Here is a 19,731-nt window from a genome sequence, read left to right as displayed (position 1 = left end):
GAAATGTTACAGACTCATGCAATTATTCATAGAGATTGCCGTTCGCCAATTGAACCAGCTTGTTCTGGTCCAGCACACTCAGGCTGCCCTTCTTGCGTTCAACAATACCTTCCTCCACAAAACGGCGCACGATCCGGTTAAGATGCCTGTAGCTGGTCCCGAGCAAATCTGCCGTTTCCGCAAGTGTAGACGTACGGATCTCCTCCACGCGCTGCCCGCCGCTGTCCGCAAACAGGGATAACAGATAGCTGGCAAAACGGTTTTCCAGCGGATAGAGCAGATTCAGTGCCGTGGTCTGGCCCAGCGTATACATTTTGTGGCTCAGCTCCCCTACCAGGAAACGCAGCAGGGCTGTATTTTCCTCAAATTCCTTCAGAACCAGCGCTCTTCCGGCCGCCAGCAGGAGGCTTTCGCCCATGGACACTACTTCATTTTTGACCGGATATTGGCGCAGCAGCTCCACATCTCCAATGACCGACATCGGCCGGGCAAAACGGACCAGCAGCGATTTCCCGTTCAGGGAGCAGGGTATGAATCTTGAGCCGCCCCTCTACCAGTATAAACATATGCTCCAGACGGTCGCCCACCGAGCAAATGGCCTCACCGTCACTATAGCGCCGCAGCTCCATACCGGAGATGGCTCCGCTGCTGAATATCTCCATCAGACCGTTGTGCCCGGCCAAAGTCCGGATCTTGTCCTGATCTGCAATCCACTGCATAAGCAGCTCTCCCACCTTTGGTCACGAATGAACTAAATGTAACACACTATGCGCGGAGCAGCCAACTCCCCTGTAATCCGTCAGCCCTTCCGTTGCAAATCTACCACAGTTGAAGGCTTCTATTCGGCAAAATACTGCTCCAGCGCCCGCTCCGCACGGAACTTCGCTGCATTAAAAGATGGCCATGGCCGCGCGTCTTGCGTCCGGTTGTCCCATTTTTCACGCAGAATCTCATCCAGCCTGCCGTTGTCCTGCCTGCTGAAGTCGATCAGCAGCGGCGTAACGTCCGGTGACAGCCTGGATAAATAGCTGGTGTCGAGGATGCCGCTTGTCTCATAGCGCTGGATATTCTGCTTCGCGATAATGTGATCCATGCCAATATAGTTTATTAACACGTAGGAGAACAGCCCGAGAGCCAGACAGCACGGAGCAAGCGGAAAATGCACCCGGCTGATCCGCACCGCCGCCAGCACCAGCAGCAGTCCGAGAAAAATCATAAACGCATGCACCAGGAACCGGATGTAGGTATATCCGTAAGCTTCTTCATACAGGGCCAGCCGGGAATAGGCGGAATAGAGCATAACCACAGAACAGAGCACCAGGATGTAGAGCAGGAAATTTACGATTGTGCGCAGCCGGGCTGCCGCCGGGCCAGTCGAATGCAGGGACAGCAGCAGCAGAACGAAATTGATCGAAGTCACCAGAATCAGCTCCAAAAAACCGCTGCGCGCATAATCGGCATAGGTGCTGCCCTCCGGCAGAATGCCATCCCAGGCACCAAAAAGGTAAGAGAATTGCAAGCTTACGAACAGTACGTATACCGTATTGATGACGGTCAGAATAGTTGTGAGAATCACCGGGTCCACCTTCAGCGTCAAAGGCTGGGGAAGCAGCTCATTGAGCGACTCCGCCGATGGCCCGTCCTCCATATTCAGCTCCGGCTTCGGGTTCCACACATACACCTTGTGATCGACAAACCCCCAGAGAAGGCCGAACATGCCTGTTCCCAGCAGGAGCACCCACAGCAGCCGCGCAAACCCTTCGCCAAAAGAGAGCCGTTCCAGCATCTGCGGAATCCCTGCCAGCAGCTCATGGAACACACCGTCCGCCGAGGAGAGCAGCGAGGTTACAATCAGCAGCAGCGGCAAAGAGATTCCCAGCCCGGTCAGCACTTTGATCACCACTTGCTTCCGTTCATCCTGCAGCTTCCCCCGCCGAACATTCTGCGGATGATCCGTGGAGCTGTCCCCCAGTGCCGCAGGCTCTGGGCAAATAAATGCTCAGCCGCCGCCCCGATCATCAGGGGTCCGTTCCAGGACGGGAGCTTATAGCTAAGCATGTAGGTCATATGTAATAAAATCAGCGCCGGAATGACCAGCAGATTCAGCCCGAAGAACAACCAGTTCGCGAACAACGCATAGGTCAGAGAGAGCAGCACAATCGCCCCCAGCCAAACATAACTGACGACAGCGGGCTTGCGCAGCTTGTCTTTGGCAAAGTAGAGCACAAACACATAAAACAAACATACAAAAATCGGATAGGAAACCCCCGGCATTTTGCCGTAAAACAAATACTGGTTCAAGACTGCGAGCAGAAAAGCCGCCCCCAGGGCCTGAAGAGCCCGTTCCGGCTTCGGTACCGTCTGATCTTCCATGGTAAATACCTCCATCTCCTTACTTTCTTATCCCGATTCTAGCTGATAAAATAAGAAGAAAAAGAGAAAGATTACAAGGTTTGTTTCCTATTTTAATGAAGGAGAGCGGGACGCATGAAGCTGCACAGCCAATTTTTGAAGCTCCATTCCCATCACGGAGGGCCGGCGGAAATCCCGGTTACACTAGATGAGCTGGCGCACACCCTGGGCTGCACCCACCGCAATGCCCTGCATATTATCAATAAAATGGCCGGACTGGCCTGGATCACCTGGACCCCCAGCCGGGGCCGGGGCAAGCGCTCGAAGCTGACGTTCCTTGCGGATGCGGAGGAGATCGCCCTGGAATCCATGAAGCAGGCAATCAGCAGCAGGGACTTCGGCAGCGCCATCGAAGGCATTCGGGGACATGCCCGCTCCTCCTCGCTTCAGAATACGCTGGAGGGCTGGCTGCTGGCTTATTTCGGGCATCATTCCGAAATCCGCAGCAACAAACAGATTGATACGCTGCGGCTGCCGGTTAACCAGAAGCTGCATACCTTTGACCCGCTGTATATGAATCTGCTGGCGGAGTCTTTTGTATCCAGCCATGTTTTTGACGGACTGGTGGGGCGAAGCAGCGAACGGGGCATTGTTCCCGGCCTGGCCCACGCCTGGGATGTGGATGGCAGCCGCACCGGATGGACATTTCACCTGCGCAAGGAAGTCCTGTTCCATCATGGAAAGGTGCTGTCCGCCGAGGATGTGGTCTATTCACTGCAGCGGCTGATACAGACCTCGCAGCGGACGCTCTACAGCTCCATTTTCAAGGAAATTACCGGGGTGGAGGCCTTGAATTCTACAACGGTGCGCATCGTTCTGCGGAAGCCGAATGAGCTGTTTCTTCCGTTCCTGTGCACCAGCCGGGCAGCGATTGTTCCGCGTGATATGGAATCCGGTCCAGGGGGTGCCTTTGGCCGGAGGCCGGTTGGCACCGGGCCCTTCAAGCTGGTGGAGATAAGCGGGGAGCTCTGCGTGCTGGAGGTATTCCCTTATTATTATCAGGGGCGGGCCCATTTGGACCGTGTGGAAATTCTTCATGTGCCGTTTGGCATAGAGCAGGCGCAGCCGGATACGGCTTCTGCCTTTCATGTCATCCCGAATCCTTCCACAGCGGATGCCTCCTCCTGGAGCCGGATTCATTCCGAATCCTATGTACGCAAGTTTGTCACCTGCAACACCAAAAAAAACGGGCCCTTAAGCGATCCCCTGCTCCGCGCGGACATTCTGTCTTGTCTGAGTGAAGCGGCCCCGCCAATTGATCCCGGTACTCCAGAGATGCTGCCAGGTCCCCTGCAGATTGCTACCATTCCGCAATATCTGGGGGATGCCGAGTATATCGCCTCCCGGCTGATCCGGCACGGCTATGCCTGCAGCGTCCTGTCCGTTTCGCCGGAGGAATTCAAAGGCCCTGTGCGCCTGCAGTCTGACCTCATCGTCTTCTCTCTGCTCCGAGATCAGGACGAGGAGCTGCGGCTGTTCGATCTGTATCAGACGCTGGCACAGCATGTGGAGCCTGGCATCCGTGCCGGCATAGAGGGCATGCTGAACCTCATCGCAGGCCAGCCCGATCCCGGAGCGAGAGGCGAGGGCTTCAAGCGGATTGAGGACAAGCTGACGCGGGATCATCAGCTGCATATTCTGTACGAAAAGCCGGTCCAGACCGCTTATCTGCCTTCCGTGCGCGGCGTAACTTTCAACAGCCAGGGCTGGGTGGACCTGCGGCATTTGTGGTTTCCGCGCGTATAAGAGCGCTCCTTTTTGAAAAAAGCTCCGGCGGAAATTCCGCCGGAGCTTTTGCTTCGTATAGCTTTTGAATGAAAGTGCCGCCTACAACCAGCTTGTTAGTCCCCTTACCCTCTGCCGGGCAGACTGTCCACTAGTCCCTTGCCGATTACGTTGGCGGACGGTGGCTGCTTGCCGGCTTCTCTGGCCCACACGGAGAGCTGCCCGATATGATGAATTTCGTGGGCAATCATATGGCGCATAATCTCGCCCCAGGCATGTGTTACCACGGATCCATCCTTTTGTGTGTCGGCAAAAATCTTCCGTTCCAGTCCCTCATTCCAGTTCAATACAAAGGACTCCACCTCCGGCCGGAAGCGGGCATCCAGTTCTCTTACCTTCTCCAGGCTGCTGAACCGGGCAAAATCCTCCTGAAAATCAGGTTTGCCCTGCATCACCATAATCCAGCTCCACTCTACATCGGCAATATGAAACAGAGTCTTCAGAATCCCGCCGACCCCGCCGACGCGCGGCTTCAGCTGCTCCTCCTCCGTCAAATCCTCACACCACTTGTACCACTCTTCCCGTACCATCCAGTTATAGCGAAAAAACGTCTGCATGCAACCCCTCCATGAAATGTTGTCCGTACTAAAGTCATTAACCAATAGCTTCATTAGCAAAATTCATAAGCTAGATTCATAAGCAAATGTTAAATAAATCACACTTGTTCCCAGTTTAGCACACCAGACGGAATCTCCGGCATGGAAAAAACAATTATGGCCTGCCTGCGCCAAGCAGCACAACTTGATCTCCCATCTGGCAGAAAAAGGTGTATAAACGTAAAAACACCGGTGAAAAATTCACCGGTACCTAAAGACAACTTTTGAGACACATATGTAAAAAAAACTATGGTTTACTTGCGTTAACTATAAAATTAATATAGCACGGAAATGTCAAGATAGCAAGCATTTTTATGAAAAATGGAGCAATTTCATGTGATATCCCCTCCAATGCCACTCGGGTGGAACCACGGACGGGAGAATGCCATTTTATCTCAACTGCCTGTAAATGTTATGATCTTCTGCACGAAGGAGGTGCACCAGATGCAAATTGTACTCAAAGATATCTGTAAAACCTTTAAGGTGTATAAACGGCCCGAAGGAAAATGGGGGCTGCTGAAGGGGGCTTTTATGCGCAATGTGACGCAAGTGGAAGCGCTGGCTGGAATCGGCTTTGAGATTGCCGAAGGCGAGCTTGTGGGATACATCGGGCCCAACGGTGCCGGCAAATCCACTACGGTCAAGGTGATGAGCGGCATCCTCACACCCGACAATGGCGAATGCACCATTATGGGCAAGGTTCCCTGGAAGAATCGTGTGGAGCATGTCTCCAAGATCGGCGTTGTGTTCGGGCAGCGGTCCCAGCTGTGGTGGGACGTGCCGGTGGCGGACTCCTTTGACGTGCTGAAGGATATTTACGCGATACCCGCCGGGGATTATAAAACAAGACTTGCTGAGCTAACGGCAACCCTTGGGGTGGAAACGCTTTTAAAAACACCTGTCAGACAGCTGTCCCTGGGGCAGCGGATGCGCTGCGAGCTGGTAGCCGCCCTTCTGCACCGGCCCAAAATCCTCTTCCTGGATGAGCCGACCATCGGGCTTGATGCCGTATCCAAGCTTGCGCTGCGCACCTTTTTAAAAGAAGAAAACCGCAAATACGGGGTAACCATGGTCTTGACCACCCATGATATGGATGACATTGAAGCGCTCTGCGAGCGGGTGATGGTCATCGGGCATGGACAGCTGCTGTATGACGGACGGCTTGGCGGCCTGCAGGAGAAATATGCTCCCGAGGTAATTACGAAGGTAAATACGGATGCTATGATTGCTGCCATGTATAATGACCTGTCATTGGTTTAAGCGGATGCTCACTAAACTATTATGCTTCCGAGGCTCACAAAACTTTCAGGAGGTGTGAAATGAATTTCCGGAGTACCTGCAAGGCTTGCATTTCCCTCTTCCGCATACGTATGGCCGAAGGATTGCAGTACCGTGCTTCCGCCATATCCGGCGTGTTCGTCAGCGTGTTCTGGGGACTGCTGGAATGCGTGCTGTTTACCGTGTTTTATACATACAGCGATAACGGCGCCTGGAATAACAACGGGCTTGCTTTACCGCAAACCATATCCTATGTGTGGCTCGCCCAAGGGCTGTTTGTGCTGCAAACGATGAGCATTGACAGTGAGATTATGGGTAAAATCAACAACGGCGATGTCGGAGTCGAGCTGTGCCGCCCCCTGAATCTGTACACACACTGGTTCGTCAAAAGCTCGGCGGGCAAGCTGGGCACCTCCTGGCTCCGCAGCCTTGCCACCATCCTGACCGGTCTTCTGATGCCTGCGGGTTACGCACTTGGTGCCCCGGCTTCCGCTCTTGGCTTTGCCTGTTTTCTGCTGTCTGTCGTGATGGCCTTTGTGCTGTGCTCCTCTTTTGCCATGTTCGTGACGGCGATAAGGCTGAATATCACCTGGGGCGACGGGCCTACGTATATGCTGCTGCTGTTCAGCGGAATCCTGTCCGGCACTTATCTTCCGCTCCGGCTCTGGCCTGACTTCATGCAGACCTTTCTCTATCTCCAGCCGTTTGGCGGGTTTGCGGATATCCCGGTTCAGCTCTATGTCGGCAGTCTGACGCCATCCGCTGCACTGCCTGCAATTGGCCTGCAGTTCTTTTGGAGTGCCGTCTTTATCGCGGCTGGACGAACCATCATGAACCATAAACTCCGAAGCATTATCGTACAGGGAGGGTGAACAGAAGGATGATCGCTGAAGGCAAAATCTATTTCAAATACTTGCGGATGCACCTGCTGTCGGGCATGGAATACAAAGGCTGGTGGCTGATGCTGATCCAGGTGCTGGTCGTGGTCATCTCGGACCCGATTGCGACTGTGCTGCTCTTCTCCCGCTTCGGCAATATCGGAGAATGGACGGTGGCCCATATTATTCTGGTCTATGCGCTGGCGGTCGCTTCCTTTGGTCTGGCGGAGAGTCTGTGCCGGGGCTTCGATTATTTCCCCTGGCAGATGCTGCGCTCCGGCGACTTCGACAGGCTGCTGCTCCGTCCCCGCTCCCTCTTCGTCCAGGTGGCGGCGTCCAGATTCCATCTGCACCGTCTGGTCCGCCCCGTTACAGGAGTCTGCGCGGCAGGCTGGGCGCTCTCGGAGCTTGGCGTTACCCTTACCCCGGGGAAGATCGCTATTCTCGTCATGGCGCTGGCAGGAGGGTGCATTATGTACTGCGGGGTATTCGTGCTTACCTCGGGGCTTGCGTTCTTTACCATCAAAGGCCTGGACTGGATCTATCTCCTGACCAATGCGAGCTACCAGATCACCCGCTGTCCCGAGCCTTACATGCCGAGAGCACTAAAAAGCATGTTCAGCTTTGTGCTGCCCATGCTTTTTATCAGCTTCTACCCTGCGGCCACGGTATGCGGCTGGGATTACCCGCAGTGGCTGGGATACCTCGCCCTTCCTGCCGGTGCGGCATTCCTGGGCTTTTCGCTGCTGGTCTGGCGTTTTGGGGTGAGGCATTATAAGAGTACAGGAAGCTGATATTCGAAGGCGGGCTGTCCACCTTTACTGCTGATATGTCAGACCACTGCAGCAGCAAAAGTGCCGGGACCGTAAGCTGCCCTCAATGCGAGCTCAAATGCTTACGGTATCCCTCCACCTTTTCTTCCCGGTAGCCCATCGCTTCATAAAAAATATGCGCTTCCTTCCGCTTCTCCCCGGAGACGAACATGATGTAGTAGCAGTCTTTTTCGTGAGCGGCGGCCTCCAGGGCAGCTATCAGCTTTTTACCGAGGCCCTGGCGCCGTGCCCGCGAAGAAACTACCACGTTCTCAATCACCATAAACGGACGGCAATCGCCAACAAGGTCCTGGCAGATGATGCCCATCATCGAGCCCAGCAGCTCCCCGTCTACAAAAGCGCCTAACAGTATGTAACGGCTGTCCGCCTTAACCGACTGAAAGGCCGCTTCCAGCTTCTGCGGGTCCGTGGGGCCACCGATCAGCTCATCGTAGAGCCTGTTCAATGCGCCTAGTGATTCGAATTCAATTTCCTTAATAGTGACCATATGCAGTTATCCCGCTTTCTGTTGGTTTATTGGATTGTTTTAGCATCATACTCCCGCAGTACAGCCTCCACACGCGCAGCCACGGTCATATCTTCTTCCAACCTTAACACAGGGCACTGTAAGTGTGACATCCATTCCTCATGCAGCACCCGGCTTCTGACTTCCGGGCCTGCCGTATCATATAAAGCCGCCCACTCCATAAAAGTCTGCACCTCCTGATACATGCTGCCGCCAGGCAGACTGTCCGCACCATAACGTTCATTCTCCCTCATTCTCAGGCGTTCTAGCCGGATTTCCGGCGGAATCCGCAAAAAAACAACCAGATCAAAGCGCGGACGCAGCCCGTCCCCCCATCCGCAGACCGCACCCGACAAAATATAAGGCTCTTGTTGATCAAGATCACGCTGGATCGTCCGCAATCTTTCAGTAAGCTCTGTCTGTCGAGTATATTTATGTTCCCAGAAATAATCGTCGCTGTCCAAATGGACATGCGGCAAATGTTCGGCCAAAGCCCGCCCCAGGGTGCTGGTTCCCGCTCCCGAAGCCCCCATGATATGAATTCTGCTGTACATGTGTCCTCCTTTGAATGAAACTCAGCTAAGTTAAAAAAAAGATACAGCGACACTTCTCACTGTACCCTTTTGCCGGCAAATATGATGTGAAAAACTTGTTTGTTGTCCTTGTCTTACTCCGAAATATCAGGCGGAAGCCTGCGGGCCATACCTGTTGCGATTGCGGCCCGGATAACCGCCTCCCGTACGCCTTCAACCACTTTTTCATTAAAAATACTCGGAATGATATACTGCTCATTGAGCTCGTCCGGATGAACCACCGAAGCAATCGCCTGAGCCGCAGCCAGCTTCATTTCCAGATTGACCACCTTGGCCCTGCAGTCCAGCGCCCCGCGGAATATCCCCGGAAAACAAAGCACATTATTGATCTGATTCGGGTAATCACTTCTTCCTGTCGCCACGACCCGGGCATAAGACTCGGCCAGCTCCGGTTCGATCTCAGGGATCGGGTTCGCCATGGCAAACACGATGTTGTCCTCCGCCATACTTTTCAGATGATCCACGCTCAGAATGCCTCCACTGGATACCCCGATGAACACATCTGCCCCCTGCATCGCCTCCGTCAGCCCTCCGGTCAGCCCCTCGGGATTGGTGGCTTCGGCAAGCCAGCTCCACTCGGCATTGTCATACGTCTGTCCCTTGTGCAGAATGCCTGCCCGGTCAACCGCATACAACTTCCGTGCCCCCGCCGCCAGCAGCAGACGGCAAATCGACACACCCGCTGCCCCGATGCCAACCACGACGATCCGGCAGTCCTCTAGCCTTTTGCCGACTACCTTCAGCGCATTCAAAAGACCGGCCAAAGCTACAACCGCCGTCCCATGCTGATCGTCATGAAACACCGGAATATCCAATTCAGCGGACAGCCGCCGTTCAATCTCGAAGCAGCGCGGAGAGCTGATGTCTTCCAGGTTGATGCCGCCAAGCCCGGCGGTAACCGCTTTCACAACACGGATAATTTCTTCCGGATCTTTGGTACCCAGGCATAACGGAAAAGCATCGATATCTGCCAATTGCTTGAACAGCATCGCCTTCCCTTCCATTACCGGCATCGCCGCTTCCGGTCCGATATCGCCCAGCCCCAGCACTGCTGTGCCGTCGGTCACGACGGCTACCGTATTTCTTTTCATCGTAAGCGAATAGGCTCTGCCCGGGTCCTCAGCAATCGCCATGCAGACACGCGCCACACCCGGCGTATAGACCAGTGACAGATCTTCCCGGTTCTTGATCGGCATCTTGGGGGTAATCTCAATTTTGCCGCCGATATGGGCAAGAAAAGTCCGGTCCGATATATTGATAACCTTAATCCCCGGCATGTCCGTAAGCACCGTAATAATCTCTTCATTCGCAGCATCCTGCACATTGACCGTAATATCCCGTGTAGTCACATCCTTGCCTGCGCGTATCACGTCAATGGCCACAATATCGCCACCAACCGCAGCCAGTCTCGACGCCACATCCCCAAAGGTCGCTACTGACTTGCGGATTTCCAGCCGAATAATCATCGTTGTCGCAATCGACATAGAGCTAGCCTCCTTTTTCTGACCAATCTATGTCCAATATACTACAGTTCACATTTTATACATAATATTATTTGGTTTGCAGCACAACCTTCCTGTACTATAGGGAGCTTCACACCCGCAGCACTTTCATCACCGCCTCATAGCACATCTCCTTATACGCAGCATGCAGCTCGTCGTCGTCTTTCATCAGCCACTGGATCAGGCAGCCGTCAATGATCGCACGGATCACAGGGGCTGTAGTGTCCGGGGCTAGCTCCGTGGCAAAAACCCCTTCCTTCTGGCCCAGTGTCAGCACCTCCGTGCTGATCCGTGCACAGTTGTCATAGAAACGCTGATTGATCTCCCGGTACACCGGAATCCGGCTCGCTCTGGCCAGGAAATCCAGATATACCCGGTAAAAGGAACGGTTCTTCGCAGGTCCGGGGAATGCGGAATCAATGTAAGCCTTAAGCTTGCCTGCTGCTGTCTGCTGCTCCTGCACCGCTGCCTGCTCTTTGGCGGATATTTTCGCGGTCAGCCATTCCAGCAGCTCCACCAGGACCGCTTCCTTGTTGTCAAAATAATAATGCACAACCCCCTTGCTGACTTCAGCATGATCAGCGATGGTCTGCAGGGTTACGGAATCGTACCCCAGCTCGGACAACGCCTGAAAGGCAGCGTATAGAATCTGTTTGCGTTTCTCTTCCGATTTCTTGTAGCGTACCATAGGACCTCCACGATTTAGGGAATAATGTATATTATATCACAGAAAATAAAAAGTTGACCGGTCAGAATAAATAATATATAACTGACTTACATTACAGCTCGTCTAAAGGAGAGACCTTGCATGACAGAAACCTTTAAAGCATTGGTTGTGGACAAAGGGGAGACCTTTTCCCTGGCGGTACAGCCGCTTTCACTGGAGAAATTGCCTGCCGGAGAAGTACTGATCCGTGTTGCTTATTCCAGTGTGAACTATAAAGACGGACTCGCGAGTATCCCGAACGGCAAAATCGTACGGAGTTATCCGTTTATCCCTGGTATTGATTTGTCGGGAACGGTCGTTTCTTCCGCAGACCCGCGATTCCACGAAGGGCAAGCTGTCATTGCCAACGGCTACGGGATCGGCGTTTCCCATTACGGCGGCTTCAGCGAGTATGCACGCATCCCTGCCGAATGGGTCATGCCGCTGCCGGCAGGCCTAAGCCTGCGGGAAGCGATGATCTACGGTACGGCCGGTTTTACCGCTGCCATGTCCATCCAGGCACTGGAGGCTCACAGTGCAGCGCCGGATAAGGGCAACGTGCTGGTCACCGGCGCAACCGGCGGGGTCGGCGGAACGGCGGTGGCCATGCTTGCCAAGAAAGGCTATCAGGTCACAGCCAGTACAGGCCGGGCAGATGCAGCCGGCTATCTGAAGACGCTGGGAGCAGCCGAAATCATTTCGCGCGAAGAGGTCAGCGGAGGGTCCGGTAAACCGCTCGACAAGCAGCTGTGGCAGGCGGCGGTTGATTCGGTCGGCGGCGCCCCGCTTGCCGCGCTGCTCAGCAAAATCGCCTACGGCGGCTCCGTTGCCGCCAGCGGCCTAACCGCCGGAACAGCGGTGCCGGCAACTGTCCTGCCCTTTATTCTGCGCGGTGTAAGCCTGCTGGGAATCGATACCGTCGCTTGTCCCATAGAGCAGCGCATTCAGATTTGGGAGCGGATGGCCTCTGATCTGAAGCCTGAGCGGCTGGACGCGCTTGTGGACCGCGAGGTTACTTTAACTGAGCTGCCTGCGGCTCTGGAGGATATCCTTGCATCCAACACGCGGGGCCGCGTATTAGTCCGCTTGTCTTAACAACACAGCCACCCGCAGATGGCTTCCTGCGGGTGGCTGTGTTTAGAGGCAATAGTATCTACCACACTTCTGCAAACAGCTTCTCCTTAGCGACGATCCGGTTCATGTTGCGTGCCAGATAGCAGAGGAGCTTGTACTCCATAGATGTGAATTTGACCTATACGCCGTCTACCCGCACACGGGAAAGCGAGCAGTTGTCCGCACCTTCCCGAATTCCAGAATCTCCGGCGCTTCCACAGTATATTGGCCCCCATAACGTTTAAGCACAGCCCTCACCTTGGCGAGCAGCACACTGAGCGTGTACGGCTTATGGGTATAGTCATCCCCGCCTATGTTAAGAGCGATCAGAATATCATCATCACTGGAGCGTGCGCTGATGAACAGAATGGGCACCTGCATCGTCCTCCCCAGCCTTTTGCACAGCTTAAAACCGGAGGTTTGGCCCAGATTAATATCCAGCAGAATCAATGATGACTCATGCTCCAGCAAAAAGCGCTCACATTATTCTGCACCCGTAACATATTTCATCCGATTCCATTCTCCGTTATCTCAGTAGTTTAGACGCAGCAGCCACTCCCATAAGATACCATAAAAGCTTCGGACACAGTAACAAAAACGGCTGTGCCATCCTCCACGGGATAGCGTAGCCGTCTTGGTTAGCGTTACCTGGAGAACGACTCCCCATGAATCCTACGGCAACTCTTTAAGTGGAAAAAGGGACACTAATTTGCCGGAGTACCCTATCCTCGGGCAGATGAAGTGGAAAAAGGGACACTAATTCAGCCCATTTCGCCATTGTTCAAGAAAAGTGGCCCAATTAGGTTCACTTTTTCCACTTCAATCTCAGGATTACTTAATTTTCGGAAAAATAAGTTCCCTTTTTCCAACTAGCATCAGCGAAGAAGCCGGTAAAGACAGATCGCCCAATTCCTTCACGATCAATCCGCAGCCTTTACGGACAGGAAAGCCGTTATGGATAGAAGATTCGTCTATTCCGCAGGACAACGGACTCAGATGCCTTTATTTGTCCCTTTCCCCCTTATTCCTGGCTCCATCGAACGATATAACGGCTCCTGAGTCCGTAACTGCTGAAAGAGTAAGATTTTTGGCAAAATAAGGTCTCCTCGGTCCGCATCAGTCCGCGAATGGAGCCCCATCCTCCTGCATCGCTTATCTCCTCTGAGGCTTTTAAGATATCCACATTTTTTACACTGTATAATTTCCCCATACAATTGAAATAAGGGGTAAGTCGCATCCCCCAAAACATATAAATTTTTTTAACAAAATCACCCAGGCGGGTGAATAACAACACGGGAACACGGGGCTTACGGCCGCAGGGATTCCCACCGCTCCATAATCAACGGGGGCATGCTGAAGACGGATCGTTCTGGCAGATTTTCAGTCCGGGTTTACGTTCACACAATCCCGGCCGGGTCCACCGCAGGTTGCAGGCCCGGATAAGGCTGAACATAAGGCTGCCCGTGGTACTGCTGGACATAGGGCTGGCCGTAAAAGCCGTGCATCGGCTGAGGCTGATAGCCAAGGGGCTGCAGCATTTGCGGAGACTGCGGGTATGGATATGGAGCCATATTATTAGGGTGAGCCGCATTTGCTCCCCCGGTCTTGCCGGGTTCGCAGCAGTCTGCTGGCGGCCCGATGAAGGTACCCGGCTTCACCGGCGCCAGCGTGTCCTTTACTTGGGCTTCATTGAGACAGTATGTGTGGGCAAGCACATTCGCAGGGGTAATCGTCAGGAGATCGGAGCCCAGAATGACCTCTGGCACAGGGGCGTTGAAGATGGCCAGCAGATGGGTACAATTGACTGTAGCCACTTCATAGTGCCACCAGCCCTGCGGCACATTGGCCACCTGGCCCGGTGTAATGGGAAAATGCAGCAGTTCGTTCGTAAACGGATTGATCAGCGAGACGACAGCAGCACCCGAGATACAATAGACGAGTTCAGCGGAATTTTGGTGATAATGCGGTTCCACCACGTTCGACCGGCTGAGAAATATATCAAGAAGCGATGTATTTTCCAGTGTATTCAGCTCTTTGACCGACAGGGTATTGATATAATTGCAATCATCTTTCTTAAACGTTGTGTTTGAATTCACATCAAAGCTAAATTGGGTAGTGGGTGATTTGTAATCCATGTATAAAGTCACCTGAACACTTTCCTTTCCGGCAATCCGTTTTTTATCGTTCCTGCGTTAGAATATGTATCCGCCCAGGCCCATGTGAATATTTTTTTTGCGAGAAATAGAAGGATAATGTATAGTGTGAACCATGTAAATTCTGCAAAAAGGCATCTTCCTAAGCGGAAGATGCCTCAATTCACTCATCAGCTATAACCGTCCGGTTCCTGCCCATGCCTTTGGCCGTATACATTGCACGGTCCGCCTGCTGAAGCAGTTCCTCCAGAGAATTGCCGTGGCTCGGATAATGGGCAATTCCCTGGGAGGAGGTCACTTTAACCGCCTCTGAAGCTACAGAGGCTTCCAGCGTTTTGCGGATTCGTTCCGCCACGGTATAAGCATCCGAAGCCTTGGTTCGCGGAAGAAGCACAACGAATTCCTCTCCGCCATAACGGCAGCAGACATCCCCCGGACGAATGCTCATTTTCAATATGCCTGCAACCTGCTTCAGAACCTCATCTCCTGCCAGGTGGCCGTAGGTGTCATTCACAAATTTGAATTTATCGACATCAAGCACAATTACAGAAAACGAAAACTGTGCGGCAATCCACTGATTCATGGTGAGCTCAAGGGATCTGCGGTTGGCCAGGCCCGTCAGGAGATCCGTCATCGCTGCCTGGGTGAGCTGGTCTGTATGCTTCTGGATATTACTCCAGGCTATGGTGACCGCTTTGGTCAAGAGGTCCGCCTCGCGGTTCCAATGCGGCTTTAGTACAGGCAGCTCTGCTTTTCCCTTGCCCACTCTGCTCATCAGATCAGCAAGCATGACAAAGGGCTGGGCTAATTGATGGGCCAGGAGAACAGCAAGAAGCAGCAGAATCACAAAGGGAATCAACGTATAGGCAAGAGTGATACGGAGTTGGCTCCACAGCTCCTCCTGAATGAAGCTCACAGGGGATACTGCTGCAATTCCCCATCCATTGGCCTGAACACTTGAATAGCCGGCCAGCATCCGGACGCCTCCTATGTTCAACGCCTCTCTCTGCCCGCTGTTGCCTTTCATCAATTCCTGAACAACTTCATTGCTGCTGACATCCTCGTTAATCCGTTCTTTGTCGGGATGGAACAGCAGATGCCCGCTGGGGCTGACAATATAATAATACGATCCGGAAGCGTCAATATCATTCGTATTTCCAAAGATCATATTTAGGATATTGTTATCCTGCAGGTAGATTGTACCGCCCAGCTGCCCGAGATAATGTTTATCCGGGTTATATATCGGCTCACTCATAAAAACGATCATTCTCCCCGTCGAAAGAGCGGTGTATGGTTCTGAGAGATATGGTCTTTTAAGACGAAGTGCTTCCACCGCCCAGGGGGACATAACCGGTTTACCCTCCATTCCAAGCGTTGCCGGTGCGGTATTGCGGATAATTCCATCTGCCCCTACCAGGAGAATTGAATTAAAATAAGTGCTGCTCTTGCGCATTAATTCAAGGTAATCATCCACCTGCCCGGGCGGCAGCTCATGGAGCTTGGACAGCTTGTCCGCGCTGTATTCCATACTGCTGCGCATGGAACGGAATAGCGAATCCATTGTCCGGCTCATACGTTCGGCATTGGCCAGATTCAAATTCAGGGTCGTTTCTATGAGCGACTTTTTTTTCGAATGATATAATGCGGTGAGCAGGATCGTCGAAGTCAGCAGAACCACCAGTGTGACCAGACCGATCAGCAGTAGGGTAAGACTGAGTTTTTTCTGTGGTCTTTGTCCTGCTCCTCCCAGTCTGGGCATTCCTTAACCTCCTTGTGCTCATGGGCGGCAGTTCTCGATGAAACGGAATCCGCCTCTTTTAGAGGACTGCAAAGCCGTTTCTACTTGATTATATATACGATTGGGGAAGAGAGTCCACCTGCAGTTTTTTTTACCAAAACCTTGGTCTGGCAGGCACATTTTTTGGAATGCATTGGGGCAGAATCTCAGGGTAATGACTTGACCACCCCACCTTCAGGAGGCCTCCGAAAAATGAAATGGATCAGAAACAAAACCTTATGCGCTTAAGGGGATTGCCGATAAAATCGTCCAGGCCAGCCGGGACTAAAGATTTACCGGAGCCTAAAACAGATGAAAAGAGCAAGCGGCGGGAACAGCTCCCGAATCCGCTTGCTCTTTTCAATTCACTGTGAATTACCAGCCGCTTCGGTTAATCCAAGAGGTGATCTGCGCAAGATGATGGCGGTTATGCCAGTTGTATCGCTGAATCGCCTTATCCAGAGTCATCGTTCCCGGCATCAGGCTTATGAAGATTCTATGAAATTTTCTCTTTAGAACACGCTGCGAACCAATCCGCCATCTGCACGCAGTGCCGCTCCATTGATGGCAGCGGACAGAGGACTGCTCATAAAAGCTACAAATTCGGCAATCTCCTCTGGTCGGATCAGTCTTTCGAGGATTGAAGTGGGACGGTTTTCCTTCATGAAACGTTTCTCTGCTTCCGCAGGGCTGAGGTTCTCGTGGGGATATAAGGTTTGCAGCATCTTTTCAACCCCTTCAGTCAGGGTAGAACCGGGAAGCACTGTATTTACAGTCACCTTACTTCCGCCCGTCAGCTCAGCCAGGCTTCGTGAGACGGACAGCTGCATCGTTTTGGTGGCACTGTAGTGGGCCATTTCCTGTGATGGCATCACTGCTGCCTCACTCCCGATGAAGATCACCCGTCCCGCATTCCTCCGGAGCATTCCCTGCAGATAGTGACGGCTTAACCGGATACCGCTCAGCACATTCACCTCAACGAATCTGAGCCATTCGCTGTCCGGAATCTCAAAGAATCCGGCAGGCTCAAAAATGCCCATATTGTTGATCAGGATATCCACCTCGGGAAACTGCTCCACCATTCTATCACAGCCCTGTTCATTTCCGAGATCAGCCACAGCCGGCAGCACCCTGGCTCCGGTATGCTTATGCTTCAATTCCTGGACCACCGCGTTAACCTTGTCTTCCGAACGCCCGTTAATCATCACCTCTGCGCCTTCACGCAGCAGAACCTCAGCAATCGCCCTGCCGATTCCGCCTGTTGATCCTGTTACGAGCGCTGTTTGACCTGTAAGCTGCAATTCCATAAAAAGAACCATCCCTTCTATTGTATTTTAGTATCAAGCAGGCTCTGCAGGCTCACCCGGCTCAAGAATGGCACAGAGCTCTTCCAGATTGCTTACTGTATAATCCGGCTGCACGCCGTAGTACGCGATAACCTCAGTGAACATCCGGTTCCGTCCGTCATTTTTGTAGGAGCCGTAATCTTCTGAAGTAAACAGCTTGATGGGATACTCCTTATAGAAATCCGGCAGCATCAGGGTATCCGTATCGCTGACAATGCAGATCTGATACGCTTCAGAGATCTTCTGCAGGAAAGGCACGGTGTCTGCATAGAGGCCGGACAGCCGGTGCTCGGCAAAGAGAATATCTACAGCCTCATGGCAATCAAAGCTCAGCAGATGCTCCTGGAAGACCTTCTCAAAGCCCCTGCGGTATATTTCCTGACTGGTGCAAAAGCTCCCGGCATCACGAATGGCTGCCGCCTGTGCAAAATAATGCGTTAACAGGGCCTGACCCAGTCCAAAGCCCGCGCTTCGCTAAAATCCTGCTGCAGGATCGGCCTCCAGATGTGGTTCCTCCGGCCTTCAATGTTCACCAGGGTCTGGAACATGTCCAGGCTGATCACTTGGTAAGGGTTCACTGAAATTCGCTCCTTAGCAGACATTTCCTTAGACATTAAACCGGGCTGTCACGAACACGGCCGGAGAGTTCCAATAGATCGTGACCTCATTCGTGGAATAGCTGAGGTCATGATCGGCAAAACACTGCGCGGCCGGCTTGCCTTGCAGATGCAGGGCAACATACTCATCATGCAGCCCGCGGTCGGGTCCGCCGGATACCATGCCGGGCACCGGGTCGGCAACACCATCCCCTACAGAGGGGCGGTGATGCGGGTGCATCACCGGACGGTCGCCGAACCCGGTCACATAGCTGATGTCCAGCACATTGCGGCCCATCAGATAATGCAGATGATCCAGCGCGCAGCCGGCATAGGCCGGGTTGCCGCTGAAATGCTCTGCCGCCAGCAGCAGCATGGCATTGTTCATCACCAGCATATTGCTGCCCCAGATATAATCCTCTTCCCGCAGGGAAATCCGGTATCCGTCGTCCCGGCTCTGCCGCACCAGACGGTCAGCTTCAGCAAGCAGCCCCTGCTTCAGCGAAGCATACAACGCCGTCTGAGCAGCGGATTCCCCGCTCAGAAGATACGCCAGCGTGCCGTAGCCGCCCATATCTGCCCAACCCAGGCTGTATTTCGGGAATGGCTGCTTCGCCAGTGCCTGAACCGCCTCGTGATAGTCATCCCCGCCGGTAGTACGGTAAAGTTCTGCGGCTGCCCAGAACCGCTCGTCCTGATCATTCCCGTCTCCGTATTCACCCGTAGTTATTCCCGGCGGATTGGTGAAACCAGGCACTCCGGGATGCTGCTCCAGCCAAGTCCAGGCGGCCTGCGCCGCCGCCAGGCACCGGCGTGCATAAGCCTGATCATATGGCTCATAGACTCTTGCCGCCATCGCCATCACCCCGGCAAAGTCGCCCGTAGCAGCCGCCGATACCGGTGAGATATACAGCTCCGCAGTATCGTCCTCCGGCATCACATCAAGGCCGGGGAAGCTAAGTGTCGTCAGCTTGTGATACACTCCGCCTGTACCGGCTTCCTGCATCTTGAGCAGCCAATCCAGCTCCACCTTGCACTCCAGCAGTACATCCGGCGTCCTGCCGTCGCTCTCCGGCAGCGGAACCGCAGCGGCAAAAGCTGCCGGGTACAGCTCATAGGCCAGCAGCAGATCGGCAATAGCTTTGGCGCCGGGGCCGGAGTATTTGCCGTAATCTCCGGCATCATGCCAGCCTCCGCAGCAATCGAGGCGCTTCTCCGGCTGCCCGTGCACGATGCCTTCTGCCGTATGGCATGGTCCGTGAGCCCACGGACCAGCATATTCCCCGGTCAATTCCACGCCGCAGCGGAAATAATAAAAGGCTTTCAAAAGTCCCTGCTGCAGCTCCTGATAGGGCTTGTCGGCAATCACAAAGGAAGCGGATACTGCTCCGTCTTCTCCTTCAACGTAATATCTCCCTGCGGTTCGGACTTCCGAGAAATCAGCCGCATGGGCCCTGGCACCGCTGGGCTTATCCAGCACGGCAGCACTGGACTTTCCGGCATACGCCACTGTCCCCGTCTCTTCATGGATCACCCGGAAATCCTGCCCTTCCCCATTGATAATGGCAATCTTGACTCCTTCTGTGGAATAGCCGATTTGATTGACGGTTATGCTGCGAAGATCAGGCGTGCTCAAAGCTCATCTCTCCTCCACTTCA

The 19,731-nt window shown here is 53.5% G+C and carries 23 protein-coding genes; 6 read left to right on the top strand and 17 right to left on the bottom strand.

Annotation, left to right across the window (positions count from 1 at the left end):
* Positions 1-22: 22 nt before the first annotated feature.
* The 4 genes from JI735_RS22545 to JI735_RS36165 all read right to left on the bottom strand — a co-directional run bounded on the left by JI735_RS22545 (position 23) and on the right by JI735_RS36165 (position 2,373).
* On the bottom strand, positions 23-481 hold the full coding sequence (locus JI735_RS22545) for a Crp/Fnr family transcriptional regulator (RefSeq protein ID WP_202676462.1): 459 nt from the start codon (positions 479-481) through the stop codon (positions 23-25).
* Positions 429-719, bottom strand: coding sequence for a hypothetical protein (locus JI735_RS22540; protein WP_202676461.1), 291 nt, complete (start codon positions 717-719; stop codon positions 429-431). Before JI735_RS22540 ends, JI735_RS22545 begins: the two co-directional genes overlap by 53 nt.
* Positions 720-838: 119 nt before the next feature.
* Positions 839-1,903, bottom strand: coding sequence for a DUF4153 domain-containing protein (locus JI735_RS22535; RefSeq protein ID WP_233476007.1), 1,065 nt, complete (start codon positions 1,901-1,903; stop codon positions 839-841).
* Positions 1,897-2,373, bottom strand: coding sequence for a DUF4153 domain-containing protein (locus JI735_RS36165; RefSeq protein ID WP_233476006.1), 477 nt, complete (start codon positions 2,371-2,373; stop codon positions 1,897-1,899). The genes JI735_RS22535 and JI735_RS36165 overlap by 7 nt, the downstream gene beginning before the upstream one ends.
* A 114-nt stretch (positions 2,374-2,487) precedes the next feature.
* Here JI735_RS36165 and JI735_RS22530 point away from each other — a divergent pair, with 114 nt between their 5' ends.
* Positions 2,488-4,158, top strand: coding sequence for an ABC transporter substrate-binding protein (locus JI735_RS22530; protein WP_039839366.1), 1,671 nt, complete (start codon positions 2,488-2,490; stop codon positions 4,156-4,158).
* A 104-nt stretch (positions 4,159-4,262) separates the two neighbouring features.
* Here JI735_RS22530 and JI735_RS22525 read toward each other — a convergent pair whose 3' ends face one another.
* Positions 4,263-4,754, bottom strand: a complete 492-nt coding sequence (locus JI735_RS22525) for a DinB family protein (protein ID WP_039839367.1) — start codon at positions 4,752-4,754, stop codon at positions 4,263-4,265.
* 483 nt (positions 4,755-5,237) lie between these two features.
* Between JI735_RS22525 and JI735_RS22520 the strand changes: the two genes are divergently transcribed.
* Genes JI735_RS22520 through JI735_RS22510 form a run of 3 tightly spaced genes read left to right on the top strand, consistent with a single transcriptional unit; the run spans position 5,238 to position 7,743 of the window.
* Positions 5,238-6,053 (top strand): ABC transporter ATP-binding protein, encoded by an 816-nt coding sequence (locus tag JI735_RS22520; RefSeq protein WP_233476005.1) that lies wholly within the window; start codon positions 5,238-5,240, stop codon positions 6,051-6,053.
* A gap of 59 nt (positions 6,054-6,112) precedes the next feature.
* Positions 6,113-6,943, top strand: coding sequence for an ABC transporter permease (locus JI735_RS22515; protein WP_039839368.1), 831 nt, complete (start codon positions 6,113-6,115; stop codon positions 6,941-6,943).
* The gene (locus tag JI735_RS22510; RefSeq protein WP_202676460.1) at positions 6,940-7,743 is read left to right on the top strand and encodes an ABC transporter permease; all 804 of its coding nucleotides are present in this window, start codon (positions 6,940-6,942) and stop codon (positions 7,741-7,743) included. Before JI735_RS22515 ends, JI735_RS22510 begins: the two co-directional genes overlap by 4 nt.
* Before the next feature lie 82 nt (positions 7,744-7,825).
* Here the strand turns inward: JI735_RS22510 and JI735_RS22505 are convergent, their stop codons facing one another.
* The 4 genes from JI735_RS22505 to JI735_RS22490 form a co-directional block, all read right to left on the bottom strand.
* Positions 7,826-8,269, bottom strand: a complete 444-nt coding sequence (locus JI735_RS22505; protein ID WP_039839371.1) for a GNAT family N-acetyltransferase — start codon at positions 8,267-8,269, stop codon at positions 7,826-7,828.
* Positions 8,270-8,295: 26 nt separating this feature from the next.
* Entirely contained in the window at positions 8,296-8,841 is a 546-nt protein-coding gene (locus tag JI735_RS22500) for an AAA family ATPase (RefSeq protein WP_039839372.1), read from the bottom strand.
* A 113-nt stretch (positions 8,842-8,954) separates the two neighbouring features.
* On the bottom strand, positions 8,955-10,364 hold the full coding sequence (locus JI735_RS22495; RefSeq protein ID WP_202676459.1) for an NAD-dependent malic enzyme: 1,410 nt from the start codon (positions 10,362-10,364) through the stop codon (positions 8,955-8,957).
* A gap of 109 nt (positions 10,365-10,473) precedes the next feature.
* Positions 10,474-11,070, bottom strand: coding sequence for a TetR/AcrR family transcriptional regulator (locus tag JI735_RS22490; RefSeq protein ID WP_039839375.1), 597 nt, complete (start codon positions 11,068-11,070; stop codon positions 10,474-10,476).
* A gap of 120 nt (positions 11,071-11,190) precedes the next feature.
* On the opposite strand from JI735_RS22490, the gene JI735_RS22485 reads away from it, so the two are divergent.
* Positions 11,191-12,183 carry an acrylyl-CoA reductase family protein gene (locus JI735_RS22485; RefSeq protein WP_202676458.1) on the top strand — a complete coding sequence of 331 codons (993 nt, stop codon included), beginning with the start codon at positions 11,191-11,193 and terminating at the stop codon, positions 12,181-12,183.
* Between the two features lie 58 nt (positions 12,184-12,241).
* On the opposite strand, the gene JI735_RS36160 is transcribed toward JI735_RS22485, so the two are convergent.
* From JI735_RS36160 to JI735_RS22470, 4 genes are all read right to left on the bottom strand, one after another.
* The gene (locus JI735_RS36160) at positions 12,242-12,325 is read right to left on the bottom strand and encodes a winged helix-turn-helix domain-containing protein (protein WP_233476511.1); all 84 of its coding nucleotides are present in this window, start codon (positions 12,323-12,325) and stop codon (positions 12,242-12,244) included.
* A 26-nt stretch (positions 12,326-12,351) separates the two neighbouring features.
* Positions 12,352-12,672 (bottom strand): response regulator, encoded by a 321-nt coding sequence (locus tag JI735_RS22480; protein WP_233182928.1) that lies wholly within the window; start codon positions 12,670-12,672, stop codon positions 12,352-12,354.
* A 926-nt stretch (positions 12,673-13,598) separates the two neighbouring features.
* The gene (locus JI735_RS22475; RefSeq protein WP_051052312.1) at positions 13,599-14,336 is read right to left on the bottom strand and encodes a cupin domain-containing protein; all 738 of its coding nucleotides are present in this window, start codon (positions 14,334-14,336) and stop codon (positions 13,599-13,601) included.
* A 181-nt stretch (positions 14,337-14,517) separates the two neighbouring features.
* Positions 14,518-16,113: a sensor domain-containing diguanylate cyclase gene (locus tag JI735_RS22470; protein WP_051052315.1), complete on the bottom strand. Its 1,596-nt coding sequence runs from the start codon at positions 16,111-16,113 to the stop codon at positions 14,518-14,520.
* 330 nt (positions 16,114-16,443) lie between these two features.
* On the opposite strand from JI735_RS22470, the gene JI735_RS36155 reads away from it, so the two are divergent.
* Positions 16,444-16,647, top strand: a complete 204-nt coding sequence (locus JI735_RS36155) for a hypothetical protein (RefSeq protein ID WP_157771513.1) — start codon at positions 16,444-16,446, stop codon at positions 16,645-16,647.
* Here the strand turns inward: JI735_RS36155 and JI735_RS22465 are convergent.
* The 4 genes from JI735_RS22465 to JI735_RS22450 form a co-directional block, all read right to left on the bottom strand.
* Positions 16,644-17,438, bottom strand: a complete 795-nt coding sequence (locus JI735_RS22465; protein WP_039839377.1) for an SDR family NAD(P)-dependent oxidoreductase — start codon at positions 17,436-17,438, stop codon at positions 16,644-16,646. The genes JI735_RS36155 and JI735_RS22465 overlap by 4 nt on opposite strands.
* Before the next feature lie 33 nt (positions 17,439-17,471).
* A complete protein-coding gene (locus tag JI735_RS22460) occupies positions 17,472-17,735 on the bottom strand; it encodes a hypothetical protein (RefSeq protein ID WP_039839378.1) in 264 nt (87 codons plus the stop codon).
* Positions 17,736-17,914: 179 nt separating this feature from the next.
* Positions 17,915-18,055, bottom strand: coding sequence for a hypothetical protein (locus JI735_RS22455; protein WP_157771514.1), 141 nt, complete (start codon positions 18,053-18,055; stop codon positions 17,915-17,917).
* A gap of 28 nt (positions 18,056-18,083) precedes the next feature.
* Positions 18,084-19,709: a glycoside hydrolase family 9 protein gene (locus JI735_RS22450; RefSeq protein ID WP_202676457.1), complete on the bottom strand. Its 1,626-nt coding sequence runs from the start codon at positions 19,707-19,709 to the stop codon at positions 18,084-18,086.
* Positions 19,710-19,731 lie beyond the last annotated feature (22 nt).

This window comes from Paenibacillus sonchi (assembly GCF_016772475.1).
Classification (GTDB): Bacteria; Bacillota; Bacilli; order Paenibacillales; family Paenibacillaceae; genus Paenibacillus_AQ; species Paenibacillus_AQ sonchi.
The sequence above is the reverse complement of the archived record's forward strand: the minus strand, read 5'-3'. Positions and strand labels throughout refer to the sequence as shown.